The organism is Paenibacillus sp. FSL L8-0644 (assembly GCF_038008165.1).
In the GTDB taxonomy this organism is placed as follows: Bacteria; Bacillota; Bacilli; order Paenibacillales; family Paenibacillaceae; genus Paenibacillus; species Paenibacillus polymyxa_D.
Map to the genome: position 1 here is coordinate 2,247,767 of NZ_JBBOYN010000001.1, position 22,500 is coordinate 2,270,266.

Here is a 22,500-nt window from a genome sequence, read left to right on the forward strand (position 1 = left end):
GGAGGAGGTGTCTCACAATGGACATGAACCAATATTTAAACATGTTTATTGATGAGTCGAATGATCATCTGCAATCTCTTAACGAAAAAATGCTTCAACTGGAAAGCAATCCAACTGATCTAGGTATCGTTCAGGTGATTTTCCGTTCTGCCCATACCCTCAAGGGAATGGCTGCTACGATGGGGTTTGAAGACCTAGCATCGCTTACCCACCAAATGGAAAACGTTCTTGATCTTGTACGTAACAACAAGCTGGCGATGCATGAATTTATATTCGATACCTTATTTAAGGGATTGGATGCTCTGGAGTCCATGGTGCAGCACATTACAGAGGGAGGCGACGGAAAAGCGGATGTCTCCTCTATTGTATCTTCACTACAATCCATCGTGAGCGGGGATTTCCAAAAGACCGGCGCAAATGCTGCGACTGAGGAGTCTCCATCTAAAAAAGTGGGCAAAAACGATAGTGCTGGGCTTGTTTTGGATCAGTTCCAGTATTCTGTATTGGAGCAATCTATTTCTGAAGGACATCGTGTTCACTATATACAGGTAACAATCAGCTCAGAGAGCCAGTTAAAGGCGGCGCGTGCTTTTATGGTGTTTAATACACTGGAAAACTCTGGTGAAATCGTCAAGGCCTATCCGTCGGTACAGGATATTGAGCAGGAGAAATTCGAGCAAAGCTTCTCGTTATATTACATAACGCAGAAAGAAGTTGGGGAGCTGGAAAAGGAAATCGCGGGCATCTCTGAGATTGACACTGTCTCAGTGGTACAACTAGATCAGGAATCGCTTAAACAAATGAGCGAAGTTACTGCTGGACTGGCTGAGACTGCTGCGGTACAGGAAGCTCCTGTTGCCGTGCAATCACCTGCTCCATCCCAGCCGCAGTCTTCAGCTGCGGCCTCTGTGGCTAAGGCAGCTGCAGGTAAGACGCCAGCAGCTAAGGCAGCTGCCCCTACGCATAACCGTACGATTCGTGTAGATATTGAACGTCTGGATGTACTTATGAACTTATTTAGCGAGTTGCTCATTGACCGCGTGCGGTTAGAGCAGTTGGCAAGTGAAGCTTCCAATCCAGCACTGACAGAAACGGTAGAGCACATGAGTCGTGTGAGCAGCGATTTACAAAACGTCGTTCTTAAATTGCGGATGGTACCAGTAGACACTGTTTTCAATCGTTTTCCGCGTATGGTGCGCGATCTGGCCAAATCGCTGGATAAAAAACTTGATTTGGTTATTACTGGAGCAGAGACTGAAATGGACCGCACTGTTATCGACGAAATTGGCGATCCTCTGGTGCATTTGCTTCGTAACTCCGTGGATCATGGCATTGAGTCGGTAGCCGATCGGATTGCAGCTGGTAAACCTGAGACAGGAACGGTTAACTTGCGTGCTTTTCATAGCGGAAATAACGTATTCATCGAGATTGAAGATGACGGAAATGGTATTAATCGCGATAAGGTACTAAACAGTGCTATTTCTAAAGGGATTTTGACAGCAGAGCAAGCAGCGGTCATGACCGACGAGGAAGCTTATCAGGTATTGTTTGCTCCAGGCTTTAGCACAGCTGCAGTCATTTCAGACGTATCAGGACGCGGTGTCGGTTTGGACGTTGTTAAATCCAAAATCACTGCTTTGGGTGGCAATGTTACGGTTCACTCTACACTGGGCCAAGGCACTAATTTCTCTGTGCAATTGCCGCTCACCCTATCCATTATTGCAGCCATGATGATACAGATCGGTTCTGAAAAATATGCGATCCCATTGTCCTCCATTGTGGAGACTGCGATTGTCAAACGGACACAAATTCGTTCTGTACATGGCAATAAAATGATTGCTTTCCGCGATTCTCATATCCCGCTCATCTCCTTGAGTCAGCTGTTTGAGGTACCGGACTTCAATGAAGATGAAGAAGAAGAGACAGAGGTCGTGGTCATCCGCAAGGGAGACCGTTTGGCAGCTCTTTCTGTACAGGACTTTTTGGGACAAAGTGAAATTGTCCTTAAAAATCTGGGCAAATACCTTCCAAACATCCAAGGAATTTCAGGTGCCACGATTCTGGGTGACGGTCAGGTTGCGTTGATCATTGACCCGAATGTTTTCATTAAATAATGTCTTCATCAGAAATGAAAGAAATGTGAAGTTGCTGACATCAATAAGGAGGGTTTTTAGACATGGGAGAAGAAATTAAAGTTATCGTATTTAAGCTTGGTGAAGAGGAATACGGTGTTGAAGTAGAAAAAGTCCAATCTATTGAACGCATGGTGCCGATTACACGGGTTCCAAGAACTTACGATTTTGTAAAAGGTGTATTCAACATGAGAGGCGTAGTCATTCCGGTTATTGATCTTCGTGGCCGATTTGGATTGCCTGAAGCTGAATATACCGATCAAACCCGCATCATTATCGTTGCAGTGGGCGAAATGCAAGTCGGCTTTATCGTTGATTCAGCGAATGACGTTATTGACCTGAATACTGACAATATCGAGACACCACCGGAAGTGATTGGCGGAGTTAAGGCTAAATATCTTCGCGGAGTTGCTAAAATTGGTGAAGAGCGCTTGTTGATTATGCTGAACTTGTCCGAAGTCCTGAATCGTAGCGAAATGAACCAACTGGAAGGCTTAGAGGATTAACATATGGAGAATCTTGGGAATCTCGAAGACTTCAAGTTGGATGTGTTGAAAGAAGTCGGCAACATTGGCTCGGGGAACGCTGCTACAGCGCTCTCCCGGCTTCTCAATAAACCGGTCGACATGGGTGTGCCCAAAGTACAAATGCTGCCTTTTGAGGAAATTGCCGATAAAGTCGGTGGAAATGAGCAACTTGTTGTTGCAATATTTTTTAGGGTAGAAGGGGAAGCCCCCGGCAATCTATTCTTCATATTGCAGCCTCAGGCGGCAAAAGGCTTACTTTCCCGTTTGGCGAATATTCCTTCAGATGACGAGGACAGTTTTAACGAAATGGAGCACTCAGCCCTGTCGGAGATCGGAAACATTTTAGCGGGCTCTTACCTGTCTTCGCTGGCCGATTTCACACGTTTATCCATGTATCCAACAGTCCCTGCGCTGGCGTTGGACATGGCAGGAGCAATTCTTAGCTACGGACTGCTGCAGTTTGGGCAGATGGGAGATGCTGCATTATTGATTGACACATCGTTTCTGGAAGGGCAGAATCAGATAGAGGGTCAATTTTTCCTGATTCCTGATCCAGAATCGTTCGGGAAAATCTTTAGGTCGTTAGGAGTCCCGATGAACGATGATTGAGGATAAAAGCATCATTAAAGTCGGCATGGCAGATTTAAATGTTACCAGCAATCCGAACTCGATTCGTACGACAGGACTTGGCTCCTGCGTCGGATTGACCCTCTATGATCCTCATTTGAAACTGGCAGGCATGGCACATGTGATGCTACCGTCCTCAGATATTGCGCGTGAAGGGCAGCTGAATATAGCCAAATATGCGGATACGGCGCTGCCCGAGTTATTTGAGAGGATGCTGAAATTGGGTGCAGAACGACGCAGGCTGATTGCCAAAATGGCAGGGGGAGCGCAGATGTTCGCCTTTGCTGGTAGTGGAGACACCATGCGGATTGGTCCACGTAATGTAGAATCATGCAAGGAAATGCTCGTAGATCTCGGCATTCCTTTGATTGCGGAGGACACAGGCGGCAATTATGGACGAACGATTGAGTTGGACTCTGAAACTGGCGTTTTGAATATTCGAAGCGTACAAAAAGGTGTAAAGGAATTATAAACATGTTATTTGGCAGCTTACGCATTAATCTTTGGTCTGGAGTAGTCGGATTTATTCTGACTTTTGTGTTGTCCGTTGGCAGCAATCTGCTGACCACGAGCTTAATTCGTGGCTTGATCGCCTTCGTTTTTTGGTTCCTACTTGCATTTGTGCTGCGCTGGACACTAGGTGTTGTAGCGCGGCCAGATCTGGGGAATGCCCAAAGCCGGGCAAGCTCTCAGGTAGATGGCGTAGGGGGGAATCTGGACCTGACGACACCAGACGAAAATGAAGACCTGAATGAATTGCTGAAACCGAAACCAGAGCAGACGGACGAGGGGGATAATGGTTTTGCACCTTTAAACCCACCTAAGCTGGTTTCCAACAAGGACCCTGAAGAATTGGCCAAGGCCGTTCGTCACCTGACAGACAAATAAGGAGGGTGAAGCCGATGAACGAGCGAAAAGCCGCTCATTTAAACCATTCCGAACTATGGGAACAATGGAAAGAACACGGTGACAAGGAAGCAAAAAAACAGTTAATTGAAAAGTATCTCCATATTGTGGAGTATGTGTCAGGCCGTCTTGCAGTAGGCTTGCCTAAAAATGTATCCAAGGATGATCTGGCGAGTAACGGCGTTATGGGTTTGATTGACGCTTTAGAGAAATTTGACTATGAGCGTGGTTTGCAGTTTGAGACTTATGCTTCTTGGCGTGTTCGTGGAGCGATTTTGGATGGTCTTCGTCAAGGGGATTGGGTTCCTCGTTCAGTTAGGGAAAAAGCGAAAAAAATCGAGGATGCATACCAGCATTTGGAACAAAGATATCTACGCACGGTCAGCGACGAAGAGATGAGTCATTATTTGGACGTTTCTGAGAAAGAGTTTCAAAATATGATCCAAGAGGTCGCTGTTATGTCGATTGTCTCACTGGAGGATCCGATCCGCGAAGAGGAATCGGAAACACGGCTTTCCCTTTTGGTGGACGAGAAGGCGAAAAATCCGGATCATAAGGTCAATGAATTTACACTTCGTGATGCCCTTGCACAAGGCATTGATAAATTGACTGAAAAAGAACGTATCGTTGTTTCTTTATTGTATTACGAGGATTTGTCACTCAGCGAAATCGCTGAGGTCATGTCGCTATCTCCATCGCGAATTTCACAGTTGCATTCCAAAGCAATATTACGTCTGAGAGCGACATTGGACAAACAACGGGATTTGCTAATGCGTAAAGATTAACGTACGGGAGGTTACAGTAACAGTTAGACGGAAGGAGCACCCTTGTGGAGAAGCAATATGCTTTGGACCAGTTTTTAAAAGTGGTTGTCTCACCTGACAAACAAACCGCCTACTTGGAGTTTGCCAAACGTGAAGAAGGCTTTGCCTGTTCTGTGGAAGAATTAGAGCGTTTTCTAAGCAACCAAAAAATATCCTACGGTTTAATAACCGATGCAATTCGCGTATTTGCGGCAAGTCCGGAAGATCATTTCTTCGGAAAATTACTGATTGCTCAGGGAAAGCAGCCGATCCATGGCACAGACGGAAAAATCAATCTGGCTGATATTGTGACTGGCGAAGATGCACATAAGCCGCTTGAAACCGTGGATGGACGGGTGGATTATAAAGAACTAACTCGTTTAAGAAATGTAAAACGTGGTCAACTGATTGCCGAACGGGTTGATCCTCTGCCAGGTGTACCGGGGATTGCTGTAACCGGAGAGGAAATTCCTTTTCTTCCAGGTAAAGAGGCGCGTTTTAAAGTTGGAAAAAATGTAGTGATTCATCCAGAAGGTGTTGCGATGTATGCGGCTATTGACGGACTGGTAACTACGACTGAAAAGGGCAAACTTAATGTGTTCCCCGTATATGAAGTTAACGGGGACGTCGATTATAGTGTCGGCAACATTGATTTTGTTGGAACCGTCGTCATTCGTGGGAATGTTTTGACAGGTTTCCGGGTTCGGGCGGCTGGCGACATTCGTGTCATCGGTGGTGTGGAAGGGGCCGAAATTGTGGCGGAAGGTTCAGTGGAAATCACTGGCGGTATTATCGGATACCATAAGGGGTTCGTGAAAGCTGCACAAAATGTGAAATGCTCGTTTATACAAGATGGTAACGTGATTGCGGGAGGCGATGTACTTGTATCCCAGAGTATCATGCATTCCCAGATCAAAGCGAGTAATAATGTAATCTGCGAAGGGACAAAAGGGCTTATCGTAGGTGGCAGTGTACAAGCTGGTAAAAAGGTAGTGGCTCGTACCGTCGGTAATACGATGTCCACAGCTACCAATATCGAAGTGGGTGTACTTCCCGAACTGCGCGATGAACTGACAGAACTCCGCGCACGTTTGAAGCAGCAGACAGACAGCCAGGATAAAACGAATAAGGCTCTTACCATATTGGATCAGCTTGCCGCCGCCGGACAGCTTGCACCTGAAAGAATGGCTATGCGAATCAAGCTGACATCTACTAAAAAATCTAATGAACAGGAGCTTTTGGAAACCAAGTCCAGAATGCTTGAAATTGAACGAACATTAGAGGATACAAGCCGCGCACGGGTAGAAGTGAAAAATGTGATTTACGGTGGCTCTAAAATAGTTATCGGCAGATATACAAAATTTATTAAAGATTCAGTGGAAAGAATGGCGTTTTATTATCATGAGGGAGACATCAGCATGTCCTCCTACGTGTAATTCGGCACACTGATAAACAACATTTAACATTGTATTCCTTGGAAGAAAGATACGGATGCCCAATCGGAAAGGGTGTGGTCCAATGAGCTTGAAGGCTGTTGAATTGCAAATTGCCGTACCTCGCACCAGCGAAGCTGGAAAATACCAAAGTGAGTCCCAGCAGCGGCCGATGAATGATCAAGCATTGCTTGGACAAAAGGCCGCGCTGGAGACGGAGAACATGCGTCAGCGAAGCAGTGCTGTAGATCAGTCTGCGGAAACATTTGTCGGTGAGCGGCAAACAGGGGGACAGAGCAGAGATTCTTCCCAGCAGAGCCGCTCCCGGCCAGATGAGGCTGAACTGCCTAAGGAGCATCCGGCAGAGCATCCGTTCAAGGGACACCATATTGATTTTTCGCTCTGATCCGACAGGTGGAGAAACGTTATTAAAGGAGACGATGGGCAGTGGATCAACCATGGATTTATATTGTTCTGCTGGGCGCCGCAGCTGTTGTCTATGCCTGGCTACAGCCTAAGCGTCAGCCAGGCCGGGGAACAGAAGAGGCCGTCGTCCAAAAGGTCGAGGCCACATTAGAGCAATATATGGCCGATATTGAAAACGATAATGACGAGTTGATTGAGCTCGTTTCTGGTATGAAGCAGGAGCATACAGTGAAACAGGCGGCATTACAGGAGCAAGTAGCTGAGCTTCGGAGCCGTATCGTGGAGCTTGAGCGCCAGGCTATGTTTGCAACTGTGTCTATGCAAACCGAGCCTGTACCTAAGGAAATACAACATACAACTGCTTCTCAGCAGGCAGCGGTTGCATACGGTCAATTTCAAAGTCCGCAACCTGAAATGTCTGTGCAGGAAGGCTACTCTGGTTCAGAAGCTCCCCTCATAACTATGGAGGAACAGACGGCATTACAAGATCCTGAAACTGAGCAGGAAGCAGAGTCCATCCGTGATCGTTATCAAGAGTTGTTTGCGCTACATGAGCAAGGCAAGTCAGTGGACTATATAGCTAAGCAATCAGGCATTCAACGGGGTGAAGTACAGCTTATTTTGCAACTCGCGGAGCGGGAGGATGTAACGTGATCAAAAACCGTTCATTTATGCTAGGCATGGGTACTGGTCTTATAACGGGGGCATTGCTATTGCAACTGGCATTGATCGGTCAGGGGCAATCGCAGCAATCTTCCACAGACCCGAAAAACATGACGCGAGAGCAATTAGAAAAGGCAGCAGCCGGATTAAATCTCCAGGTCAGTGACAGCTCTAACCCGAAAATGACAGAAGAGGAATGGCGTAATAAGGTGATCAAGGAAGGTAATAAAACTCCCGTTGCACCCCAAAAAGCTAAACCAGCTCAAACGCCAGCAACACCAAAGGCACCTGCAAACAGCATATCCTCGGCTGGTTCTAAACCTTCGACCAGCACATCGGTTCCACAAAGTCCGAATAAGCCGCAAACTCAAAGTTCTGGCACTACAGCGACTCCCAATATCCCCAAGCAGCCTGCCACCCCACAAGTGCAGTATAGCATTGCATCCGGAAGCAATTTGAGAAGTGTGGCATCAGGATTGCAACGGGCAGGGGTCGTATCGGATGCTAGTGCATTTGAGGCAGCAGCTAAGGCTAAAAAAATCAATACCAAAATTCGTACCGGTACCTATCAGTTTGCTAAAGGTGAGGATTTCAGTTCTATCATTACTAAAATTACGAAAAAGCCGTCCAACTGACCAGACTGGGAAGTGGCCGGCTTTTATTCTTGCTGAAAAGTTCAATGAGAGGCGTAAAACGTCACATCTTGCGTTGTTCTAACTATTGTCGAAAAGTTGGTTGCAACGATGCAAGTGTTATGGTATATTAATTAACGGTGTTAAAAACGCACGTCGGTTAATTTTATAAAGGGTGCTTTCCAATGGAAAGTCTTTATGAAAAATGATGTCGGCGGAGGACACACAAAAAACCAAACTTAGGAGGTGCGTGAAGATGGCAGTAATCTCCATGAAACAGCTTTTGGAAGCTGGGGTTCACTTTGGTCACCAAACACGTCGCTGGAACCCGAAAATGGATCGTTATATCTTCACTGAAAGAAACGGTATTTACATCATTGACTTGCAAAAGACAGTGAAAAAGGTTGAGGAAGCTTACAACTTTGTAAAAAGCATTGCAGCTGAGAATGGTACAATTCTGTTCGTAGGCACGAAGAAACAAGCACAAGATTCCGTTAAAGAAGAAGCAGCACGCGCTGGTCAATTCTACATTAACCAACGTTGGTTGGGTGGTACGCTGACTAACTTCCAAACGATTCAAAAACGTATTGACCGTTTGAAACAACTAGAAGCTTGGGAAGAAGACGGTACATTCGCAGTTCTTCCTAAAAAAGAAGTTATCATTCTTCGCAAAGAAAAAGATCGTCTTGAAAAATTCTTGGGCGGTATCAAAAACATGAAGGGCCTTCCAAGTGCTCTGTTCATCATTGATCCACGCAAAGAACGTATCGCGGTTGCTGAAGCTCGCAAATTGGGTATCCCAATCGTAGGTATCGTTGATACAAACTGCGATCCAGACGAAATCGACTATGTTATCCCAGGTAATGACGACGCAATCCGCGCTGTTAAATTGCTGACAGGTAAAATGGCTGATGCAGTTATGGAAGCAAACCAAGGCGAAGAAACTACAGCATAACATTTCCATTAGGAAATAACTATATGAATTAAATGAAAAGGGTGGTTGGCAGGTGTATAACCTCTCACTACCCTTTTTTTAAGGAATAAGCACGGTATACCACTGAAAATCAAATTTGGAGGGAAATAATATGGCAGTTAATGCTAGCGCAGTAAAAGAGCTTCGTGAAAAAACAGGCGCAGGAATGCTGGATTGTAAAAAAGCGCTTGAAGAAGCAAACGGTGATTTGACAAAAGCGGTTGAAGTTCTGCGCGAAAAAGGACTTGCAGCTGCAGCCAACAAAGCGGGTCGTATTGCTACTGAAGGTGTTGTTGAATCCTACATTCATGCTGGCGGCCGTATCGGCGTACTGGTAGAAGTAAACTGCGAAACAGACTTCGTAGCTAAAACAGACCAGTTCAGAGATTTTGTACGCGACATTGCAATGCATATCGCTGCATCGAACCCTCGTTATGTTCGTCGTGAAGAAGTGCCACAGGAAGAGATCGAAAAAGAAAAAGAAATCCTGAAAGCACAAGCGCTGAACGAAGGTAAACCAGAAAAAATTGTTGAAAAAATGGTTGAAGGCCGTATTGGTAAGTTCTATGAAGAGTTCTGTTTGTTGGAGCAATCTTTCATCAAAGATCCAGACAAAACAATCTCCACGCTTATCAACGAAAAAATCAGTACGATTGGCGAGAACATCTCCCTGCGTCGCTTTGTTCGTTTTGAACTGGGTGAAGGTCTGGAGAAAAAAGAAGACAACTTCTACGAAGAAGTTATGTCTCAAGTGAAACAATAATTACCAACGAACGGTAATCGCATATGGAAAAATGGAAATGGGACACATCAGTGTTCCATTTCTTGCAACAGGACACCTATCCTGTTACATAAAGTATAAATGATATTGGAGGGTGATCATTTGGAAAAACCTGTGTTTAAGCGTGTTGTCCTGAAAGTTAGTGGTGAATCGCTGTCAGGTCCTAACGGTTACGGTATTGACGCGGATACGATTGCATCCATTGCCGAACAAGTCAAAGACGTAGTGGAACTGGGAGTAGAAGTTGCTATCGTGTGTGGTGGCGGTAACATCTGGCGCGGTATTGCTGGAAGTGCCAACGGAATTGACCGGGCCACGGCAGATTACATGGGTATGCTGGCAACGGTGATGAACTCACTGGCCTTACAGGATGCTTTGGAACAGATTGAGGTACCTACCCGTGTACAAACATCCATTGCGATGCAACAGATTGCAGAACCTTACATTCGTCGTAGAGCTATCCGTCATTTAGAAAAGGGTCGGGTTGTTATTTTTGCAGCAGGTACAGGTAATCCGTTCTTCTCGACTGATACTACAGCTGCACTGCGTGCCGCTGAGATCGAAGCGGAAGTGATTCTGATGGCTAAAAATAAAGTGGATGGCGTATATTCTGCTGATCCGTTTAAAGATAGCACAGCTGAGAAATATGAGCAGCTTACGTATTTGGATGTGCTCAACAAAAATCTCGGTGTCATGGATTCTACTGCTTCCTCGTTGTGCATGGATAACAATATTCCGTTGATTGTCTTTGCTATTACAGAGCAAGGTAACATTAAACGTGTCGTGCTGGGTGAGAAAATTGGTACGATCGTCAAAGGGAGTGTAAATTAATGCCACAATCTGTGAAAAAGAGTGCTGAGGAACGCATGCAAAAAGCAATCCAGGCATTGCAACGTGATCTTGCATCTTTGCGTGCAGGACGGGCGACACCAGCTTTACTGGACCGTGTACAGGTAGAGTATTATGGTGCAATGACTCCAGTCAACCAACTGGCGAATATCAATACACCTGACAGCCGGACCTTGATGATTCAGCCTTGGGACAAATCTTCCTTGGCTGATATCGAGCGCGCTATACAAAAATCCGATTTAGGTTTGACACCTTCGAATGACGGTAACACCATTCGTCTTAGCATTCCTGCTTTGACGGAGGAGCGCAGAACTGACTTGGTGAAGTTGACAAAGAAGAACGGTGAAGAAGCGAAGATCGCTATTCGTAACATTCGTCGTGATGCCAATGATGACATCAAAAAATTGGAGAAAAGTGATATTTCCGAGGACGAATCTCGTAAACATCAGGAAGATATCCAGAAAACAACTGATAAGTTTATCGCTGAAGTGGATAAAGTTTTAGCTGCAAAAGAAAAAGAAATTATGGAAGTCTAAAAGATTGGCAGCCCCTCCCTTACGGTGGGGTTTGTCTCTTTTCAAGCCTGAGGCACATTTTCAGAGAATGCTGGAGGAACTGGAATGATCAAACGGGTTCGGTCTTGGTGGAACGGGGAACAAAAACAGCAAATACCGGCCATTTCAAAAGACAATATTCCGCAGCATGTTGCTGTCATCATGGATGGGAACGGCAGATGGGCCAAACGGATTGGAATGCCGCGGATTGTAGGGCACCAAAATGGAATGAAGGCAGTGAAACGCACAGCAATTGCGGCGGATGAACTGGGTATTAAGTATTTGACTTTGTTTGCATTTTCAACTGAAAATTGGACGCGTCCAAAGGACGAAGTTGATTTTCTAATGCGCTTACCGCAGGAATTTCTGGCTATTGAGCTAGATGAGTTGATTGAAAAAAATGTGCAAGTACGTATGATGGGCAATAAAGAACATTTACCTTCCCATACCGTTGAAGCGCTGACTGAAGCGACTCGACGAACTGAAAATAATACCGGACTTGTTCTTAATTTTGCATTAAATTATGGAAGTCGGTTGGAAATCACCGAATGCATGCAAACATTGGGCCGTCAAATTGCGGATGGGAAGCTTAAATCGGAAGATATAACATCTGAGCTGATCGGTAGTACGTTGCTTTCTAGCGGTATGCCAGACCCTGATTTACTGATTCGAACAAGCGGTGAGCTTAGACTTAGTAATTTTATGCTCTGGCAGCTTGCCTACAGTGAGTTGTGGTTTACTGATATTTATTGGCCTGAGTTTAAGAAAGAACACTTATACGAAGCAGTGATCGAATATCAGCAAAGAACACGACGGTATGGCGGACTGAAGTAAATGGAGGATGAAAGCCGTTGAGACAGAGATTAATTACCGGTATTCTGGCAGGCATATTCTTTTTGGCGATGGTCCTGTGGGGCGGCTTGGCCTACCATTTGCTTATATTGGCGATGGCCCTAATCGGATTTTATGAGTTCGCACGAATGACGCAGGTATCTCCTTTTGGAGGTACAGCAATACTTGGATACGTAAGCATATTAGCTTTTGTATTCCCGTATGAACCTTTTGGCTTGCACTCACCCTTACCCTTTGCCAGTATGCTTTGGCTGGTAATGATAGCTTTTATGATCATCACGGTAGGAACAAAAAATAAAATCCCGATTCAAACGGTAGCTATATTATTTCTTGGTACCGTTTATATAGGGTTTGGATTTTCGTATATTGCGGAATCACGTCATATGGAACATGGACTGTTATGGACATTTTTATTATTGGCTTGTATTTGGGCAAGTGATGCAGGGGCATATTTTGTAGGCAAAATGGCAGGAAAGACGAAATTATGGCCTGCGATCAGTCCGAATAAAACGGTCGAAGGATCCATTGGCGGCATCGTTTTAGCGTTGGTTATAGCTCTTGTATTCGCTGGATTATCGGGTGGACTGCTGCCATGGGGCAAAGCCATCGGCATCGGTTTGTCATGTGCAGTTGTGGGACAACTGGGCGATTTGGTACAATCTGCATACAAACGAGTGTACGGCATTAAAGATTCCGGTAATCTGCTGCCAGGGCACGGTGGTATACTAGACCGTTGCGACAGCTGGATTGTCGTTTTTCCATTTGTACATATGCTGATGCTGCTTCCATGAGTCTATTGATTACAGTTTATGCTCAGGCTAATCTCTATGCTGCTCACTCTGCGCTACTAGAAGGTTGGAACCAGTAGCATAGCTGCCTGAATAATAATCAATGAGCTCCTGGATAAAAGTGATTTTCAGGATAGGAAGGTGCATCATGAAAAGAATTACGGTACTTGGTTCAACCGGTTCTATTGGAACTCAAACGCTGGATGTAGTGTCCATGCACCCGGATCAGTTTACTGTTGAGGCTTTAGCAGGTGGTTCTAATATAAAGTTACTTGCTGAGCAGGCGCATCTTTATAAACCCAAAAAAGTGTCTGTGGGTACTCGGCAGTTGGCGGATGAAATTCGTCCTTTACTACCTTCTGGAATGGAACTGTATTGGGGAAATGAAGGACTCGTTGAGCTTGCTGCAAACACGGAGGCGGATATGGTTGTGACGGCTGTAATGGGCAGTGTCGGATTGCACTCCACGCTGGCCGCGATTGAGGCTGGAAAACAGATCGGTTTGGCCAATAAGGAGACACTGGTTACTGCTGGTCATCTGGTCACAGCGCGGGCTCGGGCGAAAGGAGTGCCGTTGCTGCCGATTGACAGTGAGCATTCAGCTATTTTCCAATGCTTGAATGGTGAGCGTATGAAAGATGTGGCACATATTACCCTCACAGCATCAGGGGGTTCTTTTCGAGATTTGACAAGAGAACAGTTGCGTGAAGTTACAGTGAAAGATGCACTCAAGCATCCCAATTGGTCAATGGGGGCCAAAATTACGATTGATTCAGCGACGATGGTAAACAAGGGGCTGGAAGTCATTGAGGCGCATTGGCTATTCGGAATTGATTATGAGCACATTCATGTGTTGCTTCATCCGGAAAGCATTATTCATTCCTATGTTGAGTTTCAGGATACAAGCATTGTTGCTCAACTTGGGAATCCGGACATGAGAGTACCCATTCAATATGCATTGACTTACCCTGAGCGTATGAAGTCCCCGGCGAAGCCGTTGTCACTGGCTGAAGTGGGTAAACTCCATTTTAAGGAAATGGATTATAATCGTTTTCCTTGTTTAAGGCTTGCCTTCGAATGTGGTAAAATGGGTGGTACAGCACCGACCGCATTTAATGCAGCTAATGAAATTGCAGTTGCCCGTTTCCTGCGTGGAGAAATTTCTTTTCTGCATATTGAAGCTATTATTGAACGTGTGTTGGAGCGGCATGTCAATGTGGCTAATCCTGATCTTTCTGCAATTGAAGCCTGTGACGAAGAGACTCGTAGCATATCTTCGGGGTTGTAGGCTAAGTTGGGTTAGAAACGAAATGTGATTCTCTTGTGCGGGATCGGAGAATAATGATAATCTAGGAAGACAAACTCGATCTCATTGAAAGGGGAACAGAAACGATTGGAAACGATTCAAATAGTGTTGATGACGGTGCTCATGTTTTTCGTCATAGTGACGGTGCATGAATGGGGGCATTATTATTTTGCCAAACGCGCCGGGATTCTGGTACGGGAGTTTGCGATCGGTTTCGGTCCGAAACTGTTTTCTTATAAAAGAAACGAGACGCGATTTACGTTGCGTTTGTTGCCGTTCGGTGGCTTTGCCCGAATGGCGGGAGAGGATCCGGAGGTCAATGAAATTGAGGCCGGACAAACGATTGCTGTACGCGTAACGGATGACGTCGTTAAAACCATCTATCTAGATCAACTGGATAATCGTAAAAATGTGGTGCGCGGCGAAGTGTTGGATATTGATCTGGAACAGTCATTAACTTTAAAATTGGATGTGGATGGCGAAGATCAGCAATACACTGTACATCCGCAAGCGATGATGGTAACCAAAGGTCAATCCATTCAGATTGCACCCAAGGATCGGCAGTACGGGAGTAAAACAGTAGGACAGCGTGCGATGGCTATTTTTGCTGGACCCCTGATGAATTTTATTCTTGCTTTTATTTTGTTTGGTCTGCATATTCAGATGGTCGGCATACAAGTGGACAACCCGACTTATGTCCAAATTAGTGAAATTACAGCAGGTATGCCTGCTGCTGAAGCTGATTTGCATAAGGGAGATATCATCGAATCGGTGAATGGAATAGCCATTGGTGCAAATGTTGAAAACATGATCAAACTGATTGCGGATTCTCAAGACAAGCCGATGAAGTGGACGGTTCGCCGTGATAGTAAGACCTTTGATCTTACGATTACACCTCGTGCTATGGAAGGACAAAAGGGTGGCAAGGTGGGTATTGTACCCGAACTTCCAAAACGCCAAGCAGGTGTGGGAGAAACGTTCAAATTTGCCGGCCAATCTATGGTCAGAACGACCGATATTATTTTCCAAGGATTTAGCCAGCTCATCCAACGTTTTTCTATCAATGACCTGGGAGGCCCGGTACGTACTTTTGAAGTGACAGGGCAAATTGCCAAGCAGGGGATTGAGCAGTTGACGTATTGGACTGCTATAATGAGTCTTTACCTGGGGATATTTAATTTATTGCCTATTCCGGCGCTGGATGGAAGCAGACTTGTTTTCCTTGGTGTGGAGGCGGTAAGAGGACGTCCCGTTGATCCGAGTAGGGAAGGTATGGTCCATTTCGTTGGTTTTGCTATGCTATTCCTGCTTATGATTGCGGTCACGTATAACGATATTTTACGCTTAATTAATGGTTAATTAGAGACGGACTTATATAAAAACGGTCTGTATGGGAGGACATGCATTTCTATGTCGAACGATAAACAGTTTGTCGAGGAAATTACGCCACAGAGTGAAGATTTTTCCCGATGGTATATTGATGTTATTAAAAAAGCAGAACTGATGGATTATTCCCCTGTTCGCGGATGTATTGTATTCCGCCCCGATGGTTTTGAAATTTGGGAGCATATCAAGGAAGCCATGGATGTGCGCTTCAGAGAAACAGGTCACCGTAATGCCTATTTTCCAATGTTCATTCCAGAAAGCTTTTTTCAAAAGGAAAAAGAGCATGTTGAAGGGTTTAATCCTGAACTGCCTTGGGTAACCGAGGCTGGCGGGGAAAAGCTGGAAGAGCGTCTTGCAATTCGTCCGACTTCGGAAACCATGATTGGTCATATGTACTCCAAATGGATTCAATCCTATCGTGATCTACCCGTGCTTATTAACCAATGGGCTAATGTAGTGCGTTGGGAAAAACGCACGCTGCCTTTCTTGCGCACAAGTGAATTTTTGTGGCAAGAAGGTCACACGGCCCATGAAACAGAAGAAGAAGCACGTGAAGAAACGATGAAAATGCTGGAAGTATACCGTGAGGTTATTGAGGAAGTTCTGGCTATTCCGGTTATTACTGGACAGAAAACACCTTCTGAAAAGTTTGCAGGTGCGAAGGATACATTTTCACTGGAAGCGATGATGAAGGATGGACGGGCAGTACAAGCTGGAACTTCCCACTATATGGGAACTAATTTTGCAGTTGCATTTGATATCAAATATTTGAGTCGTGAAAACAACCTGGAATTCGCGCATACGACTTCATGGGGAACAAGTACACGTTTGATCGGCGCACTGATTATGGTCCATGGAGATGACCGTGGTTTGGCATTGCCTCCTAAAGTTGCGCCTACGCAGGTTATTATGGTTCCAATTGGGCCACCTAAGAAGCGTGATGCCGTTATCGCTCGTGCAGATGAACTATTCGCTCAGTTGAAACAAGCTGGAGTGCGTGTTAAAATGGACGACCGCAGCGATGTAAGCCCAGGCTGGAAATTTAATGAATATGAAATGCGCGGTGTGCCGGTTCGTCTGGAAATCGGGCCGCGTGATATGGAAAACGGTGTCTGTGTGCTCGTATCCCGTATCAGCGGTGAGAAAAAAATCGTGCAGCAGGATAATCTGGTTGAGGAAGTACACGCGATGCTCGCACAGGTACAGCAGGAGATGTTTGATCGTGCGAAAAATTTCATGGAAGAAAACTTCTATTCCGTTGATACGCTGGATGAAATGAAGACTCTCATGGAAGAAAAACGCGGCTTTACTTTGGCAGGCTGGTGCGGATCTGAAGAATGTGAAGATAAAGTTAAAGAAGTGACAGGTGCTACAAGCCGTAATATACCGTTTAAAACAAACGAGCAAAAGTCCACATGTTTGTGCTGTGGCAAACCTGCCAAGCATACAGTAGTGTTCGCACGGGCGTACTAATATAGAAGTAGGGCAATACCACTATACTCACTTCATTCTCTTCGCTGACATGGTAACTGTTACGGGACAATGTCCCGAAGGATCTATGTGTCGTTGTGAAGAGGATTGAAGAGGGCTACGAAAAGCTTTTGCGGTCGGAGATGTTTTTGACGCAGAAGCTTTTCATGTTTTCAGAATGGTAGATTTGAAATTGGGGGGAGAGCCATGGGCGGAGCTGAAGAAAAGAGAAAGCGGCTGGAACTGCTAATGAAGCAAGTTGGGATGCCGGCGGGAGTGGTTGAACCTTATTTTTTGGACGGTTGGATTGACCAAGTGGAGATTAGCCGAACCAATAAGGATTGGAACATCACCATTGCCAAGGAGACATTGGTCCCCGCTCAGGTGTATCGTACGTTCTGTATTCAAGTACAGGAAAAAATGAGTCACATCGCAAAAATTACGTTCCGTTTTCAGTACAGTGAGCAGATTCAGCCTGGTGATATCATCAGTGAATACTGGAAACTTTTTCTAGAGTGGGTACATCGTGAGATTCCATCGGTTAACGGTTGGATGAATCGGGCTGTGCATGAGTGGGACGACGGTCTATTATTGCTAACGATGAGCGACGGTATGTCGTTGGAACTGGCGCGTAAAAAGCAGATAGATCAAGCTATCATCAAATTTTACGATAAATATTTCGGGCTTTCTATGCGCATTAAAGTCCAGGTGGGTGAAAGTAACCAGGAGGCGTTACAGCAATTCCAAGAGAAAAAAATGCAGGAAGAACGCGAAGTCATTCAGCAGATGATGGAAAGTATGGAATCCGAAATGCCGCCTTTGGATGAAGAAGAAGGAGACGTACGGCTTCAATTCGGTTATGACATCAAAGAACCGGCTGTTCCGATGCAAGATATTCAGGACGAAGAGAAGAAAGTCACTTTACAAGGAACAATCTTCGGTTTGGATAGTAAAGAATTGCGCAATGGCAGTACGTTGTTTACGTATTATTTGACCGACTTTAGTGATTCCCTGCAAATGAAAATGTTTGCTAAAACTAAAGAAGATCTGAAGATCCTCAGCTTGTTGGCTAACGGGAAATGGGTCAAAGTACGGGGTCGAGTTGAATATGATCGTTTTATGCAAATTCCCGAGCTGGTTATGATTCCCTCTGATCTAGTTGAAGTACAGGCTCCACCCACACGTAAGGATAAAGCAGAGGAAAAACGAGTCGAGTTCCATCTCCATACAAAGATGAGCGCAATGGATGCTGTTGCCTCGATTGATCAATACGTTAAAACAGCCGCCAAATGGGGGCACAAGGCGATTGCAGTCACCGACCATGGCGGAGTGCAGTGCTACCCTGATGCTGCTAAGGCTGCAAAGAAAAACGGCATTAAAATGATCTACGGTGTTGAGGCCAATGTGGTTAATGATGCCGTTGAGGTTGTAATGCAGGCACAGCCATTAAATTTGAAAACAGCGACTTATGTCGTTTTTGATATTGAAACCACCGGTTTATCGGTTACACAGAATAAAATCATTGAGATTGCAGCTGTGAAAATGCATGATGGCAAAGAAATTGATCGTTATGCTACCTTTGTCAATCCGCATGAGCGCATTCCATATAATATACAGCAACTGACCAACATTAACGATGAAATGGTCAAGGACGCGCCGGATGTAGAACCTGTTATGAAGGAGTTTGTAGCTTTTGCTGGCGATGCTGTATTGGTTGCCCATAATGCGCGTTTTGATGTCGGTTTTATCCAGGCCACCCTTCGAAATATGGGTTTGCCTGAAATGACCAATCCGGTACTGGATACGCTCGAACTGGCTCGTTTACTGTTTCCAACAATGAAAAACCATCGTCTGAATACGCTGACGACCAAATATAAAGTGGCGCTCGAAAGCCATCACCGAGCCATTGACGATACAGTCGCACTGACTGAAGTGCTGAATGGCTTGCTGAATGATGCGGAACAAATTAAGGGTTTAAAAATGCTCGATCGTCTGAATGATTATGTGGGTAAGGACTTATCGACCGTTCGTCCATTTCACTGTTGTATTTATGCCCTCAATCCGATTGGTAAAAAAAATCTGTACAAGCTGGTTTCGATGTCTCATACCGAATATTTCAAGCGTGTGCCTTGCATTCCTAAATCAAAATTGTCAGAAATGAGAGACGGACTGCTTATTATTTCTGGCTGCGAAAAAGGAGAGTTCTTCGAGGCTGTGTTGAACAAGTCCGAGGAAGAAGCCGAGGAAATAGCACAGTTTTATGATGTGTTGGAGATTCAACCTTTGACGATGTATATGCATTTAGTAGAAAAACAACTGGTAAGCGGGCCTGATGCTCTGAAAACGGCAATACGCAAAGTATGCGAAATTGGGCGGCGACTTGATAAGCCCGTAATTGCCACAGGCAATGTTCACTATTTGGAAACGCGCGATAAGTTGTACCGTGATATTACGATACATGGCATTACGGGATTTAGTCCGCTAAAAGATATTCGTAAGCCTGATGCGCATTTACGCACCACAGACGAAATGCTGGCAGAATTCGAGTTTTTGGGCGAGGAGAAAGCCTATGAAGTCGTTGTGAAGAATACCAGTGAGTTGGCGGATCGATTTGAGGAGCTGGAGTTGTTCCCTGACAAGCTGTTTACACCTTTGCTGGATGGGGCGGACGAGGAAATCCGTAACACTTGCTATGAGACGGCTAAATCTATCTATGGTGAGGAATTGCCCGAGGTGGTTGTAGCTCGCCTTGAAAAAGAACTGGAGCCGATTATTAAATACGGTTTCTCTGCCAACTATCTTATTTCCGAGCGCTTGGTTAAAAAGTCTAATAAGGATGGATATCTGGTAGGTTCACGGGGGTCTGTTGGATCTTCTGTGGTCGCTACCTTCCTCGGTATTTCCGAGGTTAATCCACTGCCTGCACATTATATTTGCGGTAATCCTGAATGCAGACATAGCGAATGGATTTTGGACGGTAGTGTGCCGAGTGGATTTGATTTGCCGGACAAAAATTGTCCGAATTGCGGCGGCAAACTGAAGGGTGAGGGACAGGATATTCCGTTTGAAACGTTTCTTGGGTTTAAGGGAGATAAAGTTCCCGATATTGACTTGAACTTCTCTGGCGAATATCAGCCTGTGGCACATAACTATACGAAAGTACTGTTTGGTGAGAAAAGTGTATTCCGTGCTGGAACCATCGGTACCGTTGCCGAGAAGACAGCCTTTGGCTTTGCCAAGAAATATGAAGAGGCGCATCATAAAAAATGGCGTGGGGCTGAGCTGAATAGGCTGGCTTCGGGCTGTACAGGGGTCAAACGCAGTACCGGGCAACATCCAGGCGGAATTGTCGTTGTTCCCGATTATATTGAGGTCGAGGATATTACGCCGGTACAGTACCCCGCCGATGATACAAGCTCGGAATGGAAAACAACGCATTTTGATTATCACGCTTTTGATGCGAATTTACTCAAACTCGATATTCTGGGTCATGATGATCCGACCATGATGAGGATGCTTCAGGATTTGACTGGTGTCGATCCTACGACCATTCCAATGAATGATCCTAAGGTTATGAGCATGTTCAACTCCACGGAGGCGCTCGGTGTTACACCCCAGCAAATCCGCACGCCTGTAGCAACCTATGGTGTACCAGAGATGGGGACGAAGTTTGTGCGCCAAATGTTAGTAGAGTCGCAGCCAAGTTCTTTTGCCGATTTACTGCAAATATCCGGACTGTCTCACGGCACGGGCGTATGGCTAGGGAACGCACAGGAACTGATTAAGAATAATACTTGTAACATCAAGACTGTAATTGGTTGTCGTGATGACATCATGCTGTTTTTGATTTACAAGGCAGGCATGGACGCAGGTCTGGCCTTTAAAATTACGGAGAGCGTACGTAAAGGTAAGGGGCTTAGTGCTGAATGGATTGAGGAAATGAAAAAATGCAAGGTGCCACAGTGGTATATTGATTCTTGTTTGAAAATCCAGTACATGTTTCCGAAGGCGCATGCTGCAGCGTATGTTATTTCAGCAGTGCGCACAGCGTACTTTAAGCTGTATCATCCGATTGAATATTATGCGACTTACTTTTCAGTACGTGCAGCCGATTTTGATATTGAGCTGTGCTGTCAGGGATATGATGCAATCGCGCGGAAGATTGTCGAAATCGAGCAACTCGGTTTTCAGGCACCTCCCAAAGAAAAAGGGATGCTTCCGATCCTGGAAATGGCTCTGGAAATGACGGCTCGCGGGTTTAGTTTTAAATCCATTGATTTGTACCGTTCCGAAGCTACACGCTTCAAGGTGGATGGAGATTCACTCATTCCGCCATTCGGAGCTCTTCAGGGAATTGGAGACAACGCGGCACGTAACATCGCAGCCTCCCGTGAACATGGTGAATTTTTGTCTGTCGAGGATTTTCAACAAAAATCGAAGGCTAGTAAAACCATTGTCGAAATGCTGTCTCAGATGGGTTGCTTTCGAGGTCTTCCAGAGAGTAATCAGCTGTCTCTGTTTTAATCCGAACCACAGTAGTCAAGCTCTGGCACTTGTCACATAACTACGGTTATGTTATAATTTTTTTGGTAATCATGGAGATAAAACCGTTGCTAAAAGAGTGGGGAAACCCACTCTTTACTGTTTGATATACAGTTACAACGTGAAAAGGTTGTTTTTGGGCACGAAACCGGTACGCCGGTTTATTTGCAGTGAGCCCGAAATGAACATTACATCAAATGAAAATGAAAATGCCGGTGATGGAGAAGCATTGTCCATGCAATAGGGCATCTTTTTTTCAACACAGGAAAGTTCACTTTTGGAGGTTATAATCTTTGAGCACACCAAAGATCAAATCAGTAGTAGAAGAAATGGCCCAACCTTACCTCGAAGAGCATGGTTTTGAACTGGTCGATGTCGAGTATGTCAAAGAGGGCAGTAATTGGTTTCTTCGCGTTTTTGTAGACAAAGACGGAGGAATTGATCTGGACGACTGCAGTATGATCAGTGAATATTTGGGTCAAAAGTTGGATGAAAATGACCCTGTTTCTACAGCATATTTTCTGGAAGTGTCTTCACCAGGCGCCGAAAGACCGCTAAAAAAAGCGGAGGACGTTACTAAAGCGGTAGGCAAAAACGTATTCGTTACTACATACGAGCCGATCAACGGCCTGAAGGAATTTGAAGGTCGTTTGCTTTCTTTTGAAGATGGGGAACTCACCGTTCAAAGCGGACAAAAGAAGCATGCTATACCTTATGACAAGGTAGCTGGTGCAAGGCTCGCGATCATATTTTAATTCAGATTTGACTGTTGCTGTTTGACATGTACTACATGTTTTTTTGCCTCGTGTGCCGACCAGTACGCAGGTGCATCATTTGAAAGGGGGAGCAG

The 22,500-nt window shown here is 45.2% G+C and carries 21 protein-coding genes; all 21 read left to right on the top strand.

What is annotated here, in order from left to right:
- The first annotated feature begins 17 nt into the window (after positions 1–17).
- The 21 genes from NSS94_RS10335 (at position 18) to rimP (ending at position 22,405) form a co-directional block, all read left to right on the top strand.
- A complete protein-coding gene (locus NSS94_RS10335; protein ID WP_069011401.1) occupies positions 18–2,114 on the top strand; it encodes a chemotaxis protein CheA in 2,097 nt (698 codons plus the stop codon).
- 62 nt (positions 2,115–2,176) lie between these two features.
- Positions 2,177–2,638: a chemotaxis protein CheW gene (locus NSS94_RS10340; RefSeq protein WP_007430046.1), complete on the top strand. Its 462-nt coding sequence runs from the start codon at positions 2,177–2,179 to the stop codon at positions 2,636–2,638.
- 3 nt (positions 2,639–2,641) lie between these two features.
- Positions 2,642–3,268 carry a chemotaxis protein CheC gene (locus NSS94_RS10345; RefSeq protein ID WP_029517007.1) on the top strand — a complete coding sequence of 209 codons (627 nt, stop codon included), beginning with the start codon at positions 2,642–2,644 and terminating at the stop codon, positions 3,266–3,268.
- Positions 3,261–3,758, top strand: a complete 498-nt coding sequence (locus tag NSS94_RS10350) for a chemotaxis protein CheD (protein WP_010346358.1) — start codon at positions 3,261–3,263, stop codon at positions 3,756–3,758. The genes NSS94_RS10345 and NSS94_RS10350 overlap by 8 nt, the downstream gene beginning before the upstream one ends.
- A gap of 2 nt (positions 3,759–3,760) precedes the next feature.
- On the top strand, positions 3,761–4,174 hold the full coding sequence (locus NSS94_RS10355) for a hypothetical protein (RefSeq protein WP_029517008.1): 414 nt from the start codon (positions 3,761–3,763) through the stop codon (positions 4,172–4,174).
- A 14-nt stretch (positions 4,175–4,188) separates the two neighbouring features.
- A complete protein-coding gene (locus NSS94_RS10360) occupies positions 4,189–4,977 on the top strand; it encodes a FliA/WhiG family RNA polymerase sigma factor (protein ID WP_013309911.1) in 789 nt (262 codons plus the stop codon).
- 44 nt (positions 4,978–5,021) lie between these two features.
- Positions 5,022–6,431, top strand: coding sequence for a DUF342 domain-containing protein (locus tag NSS94_RS10365; protein ID WP_039274680.1), 1,410 nt, complete (start codon positions 5,022–5,024; stop codon positions 6,429–6,431).
- 82 nt (positions 6,432–6,513) lie between these two features.
- Positions 6,514–6,834, top strand: coding sequence for a hypothetical protein (locus tag NSS94_RS10370; RefSeq protein WP_029517010.1), 321 nt, complete (start codon positions 6,514–6,516; stop codon positions 6,832–6,834).
- Between the two features lie 41 nt (positions 6,835–6,875).
- Positions 6,876–7,508 (top strand): hypothetical protein, encoded by a 633-nt coding sequence (locus tag NSS94_RS10375; RefSeq protein WP_029517011.1) that lies wholly within the window; start codon positions 6,876–6,878, stop codon positions 7,506–7,508.
- The gene (locus tag NSS94_RS10380) at positions 7,505–8,152 is read left to right on the top strand and encodes an endolytic transglycosylase MltG (RefSeq protein WP_029517012.1); all 648 of its coding nucleotides are present in this window, start codon (positions 7,505–7,507) and stop codon (positions 8,150–8,152) included. Before NSS94_RS10375 ends, NSS94_RS10380 begins: the two co-directional genes overlap by 4 nt.
- A gap of 253 nt (positions 8,153–8,405) precedes the next feature.
- Entirely contained in the window at positions 8,406–9,104 is a 699-nt protein-coding gene (gene rpsB, locus NSS94_RS10385) for a 30S ribosomal protein S2 (RefSeq protein WP_013309916.1), read from the top strand.
- 130 nt (positions 9,105–9,234) lie between these two features.
- On the top strand, positions 9,235–9,885 hold the full coding sequence (tsf, locus tag NSS94_RS10390; RefSeq protein WP_013309917.1) for a translation elongation factor Ts: 651 nt from the start codon (positions 9,235–9,237) through the stop codon (positions 9,883–9,885).
- A 120-nt stretch (positions 9,886–10,005) separates the two neighbouring features.
- The gene (gene pyrH / locus NSS94_RS10395; RefSeq protein WP_013309918.1) at positions 10,006–10,734 is read left to right on the top strand and encodes a UMP kinase; all 729 of its coding nucleotides are present in this window, start codon (positions 10,006–10,008) and stop codon (positions 10,732–10,734) included.
- On the top strand, positions 10,734–11,288 hold the full coding sequence (gene frr / locus NSS94_RS10400) for a ribosome recycling factor (protein WP_029517013.1): 555 nt from the start codon (positions 10,734–10,736) through the stop codon (positions 11,286–11,288). Before pyrH ends, frr begins: the two co-directional genes overlap by 1 nt.
- 84 nt (positions 11,289–11,372) lie before the next feature.
- Positions 11,373–12,140, top strand: coding sequence for an isoprenyl transferase (locus NSS94_RS10405; RefSeq protein ID WP_039274672.1), 768 nt, complete (start codon positions 11,373–11,375; stop codon positions 12,138–12,140).
- A gap of 17 nt (positions 12,141–12,157) precedes the next feature.
- Positions 12,158–12,949, top strand: a complete 792-nt coding sequence (locus NSS94_RS10410; RefSeq protein ID WP_029517015.1) for a phosphatidate cytidylyltransferase — start codon at positions 12,158–12,160, stop codon at positions 12,947–12,949.
- Between the two features lie 145 nt (positions 12,950–13,094).
- A complete protein-coding gene (locus tag NSS94_RS10415; protein WP_165147574.1) occupies positions 13,095–14,234 on the top strand; it encodes a 1-deoxy-D-xylulose-5-phosphate reductoisomerase in 1,140 nt (379 codons plus the stop codon).
- Positions 14,235–14,339: 105 nt separating this feature from the next.
- On the top strand, positions 14,340–15,611 hold the full coding sequence (rseP, locus tag NSS94_RS10420; protein ID WP_069011406.1) for an RIP metalloprotease RseP: 1,272 nt from the start codon (positions 14,340–14,342) through the stop codon (positions 15,609–15,611).
- Between the two features lie 51 nt (positions 15,612–15,662).
- A complete protein-coding gene (gene proS / locus NSS94_RS10425) occupies positions 15,663–17,111 on the top strand; it encodes a proline--tRNA ligase (RefSeq protein ID WP_039274666.1) in 1,449 nt (482 codons plus the stop codon).
- A gap of 204 nt (positions 17,112–17,315) precedes the next feature.
- Complete coding sequence (locus NSS94_RS10430) at positions 17,316–21,632, top strand: PolC-type DNA polymerase III (RefSeq protein WP_029517019.1); 4,317 nt, start codon at positions 17,316–17,318, stop codon at positions 21,630–21,632.
- 311 nt (positions 21,633–21,943) lie between these two features.
- A complete protein-coding gene (gene rimP, locus NSS94_RS10435; RefSeq protein WP_029517020.1) occupies positions 21,944–22,405 on the top strand; it encodes a ribosome maturation factor RimP in 462 nt (153 codons plus the stop codon).
- Positions 22,406–22,500: the final 95 nt, after the last annotated feature.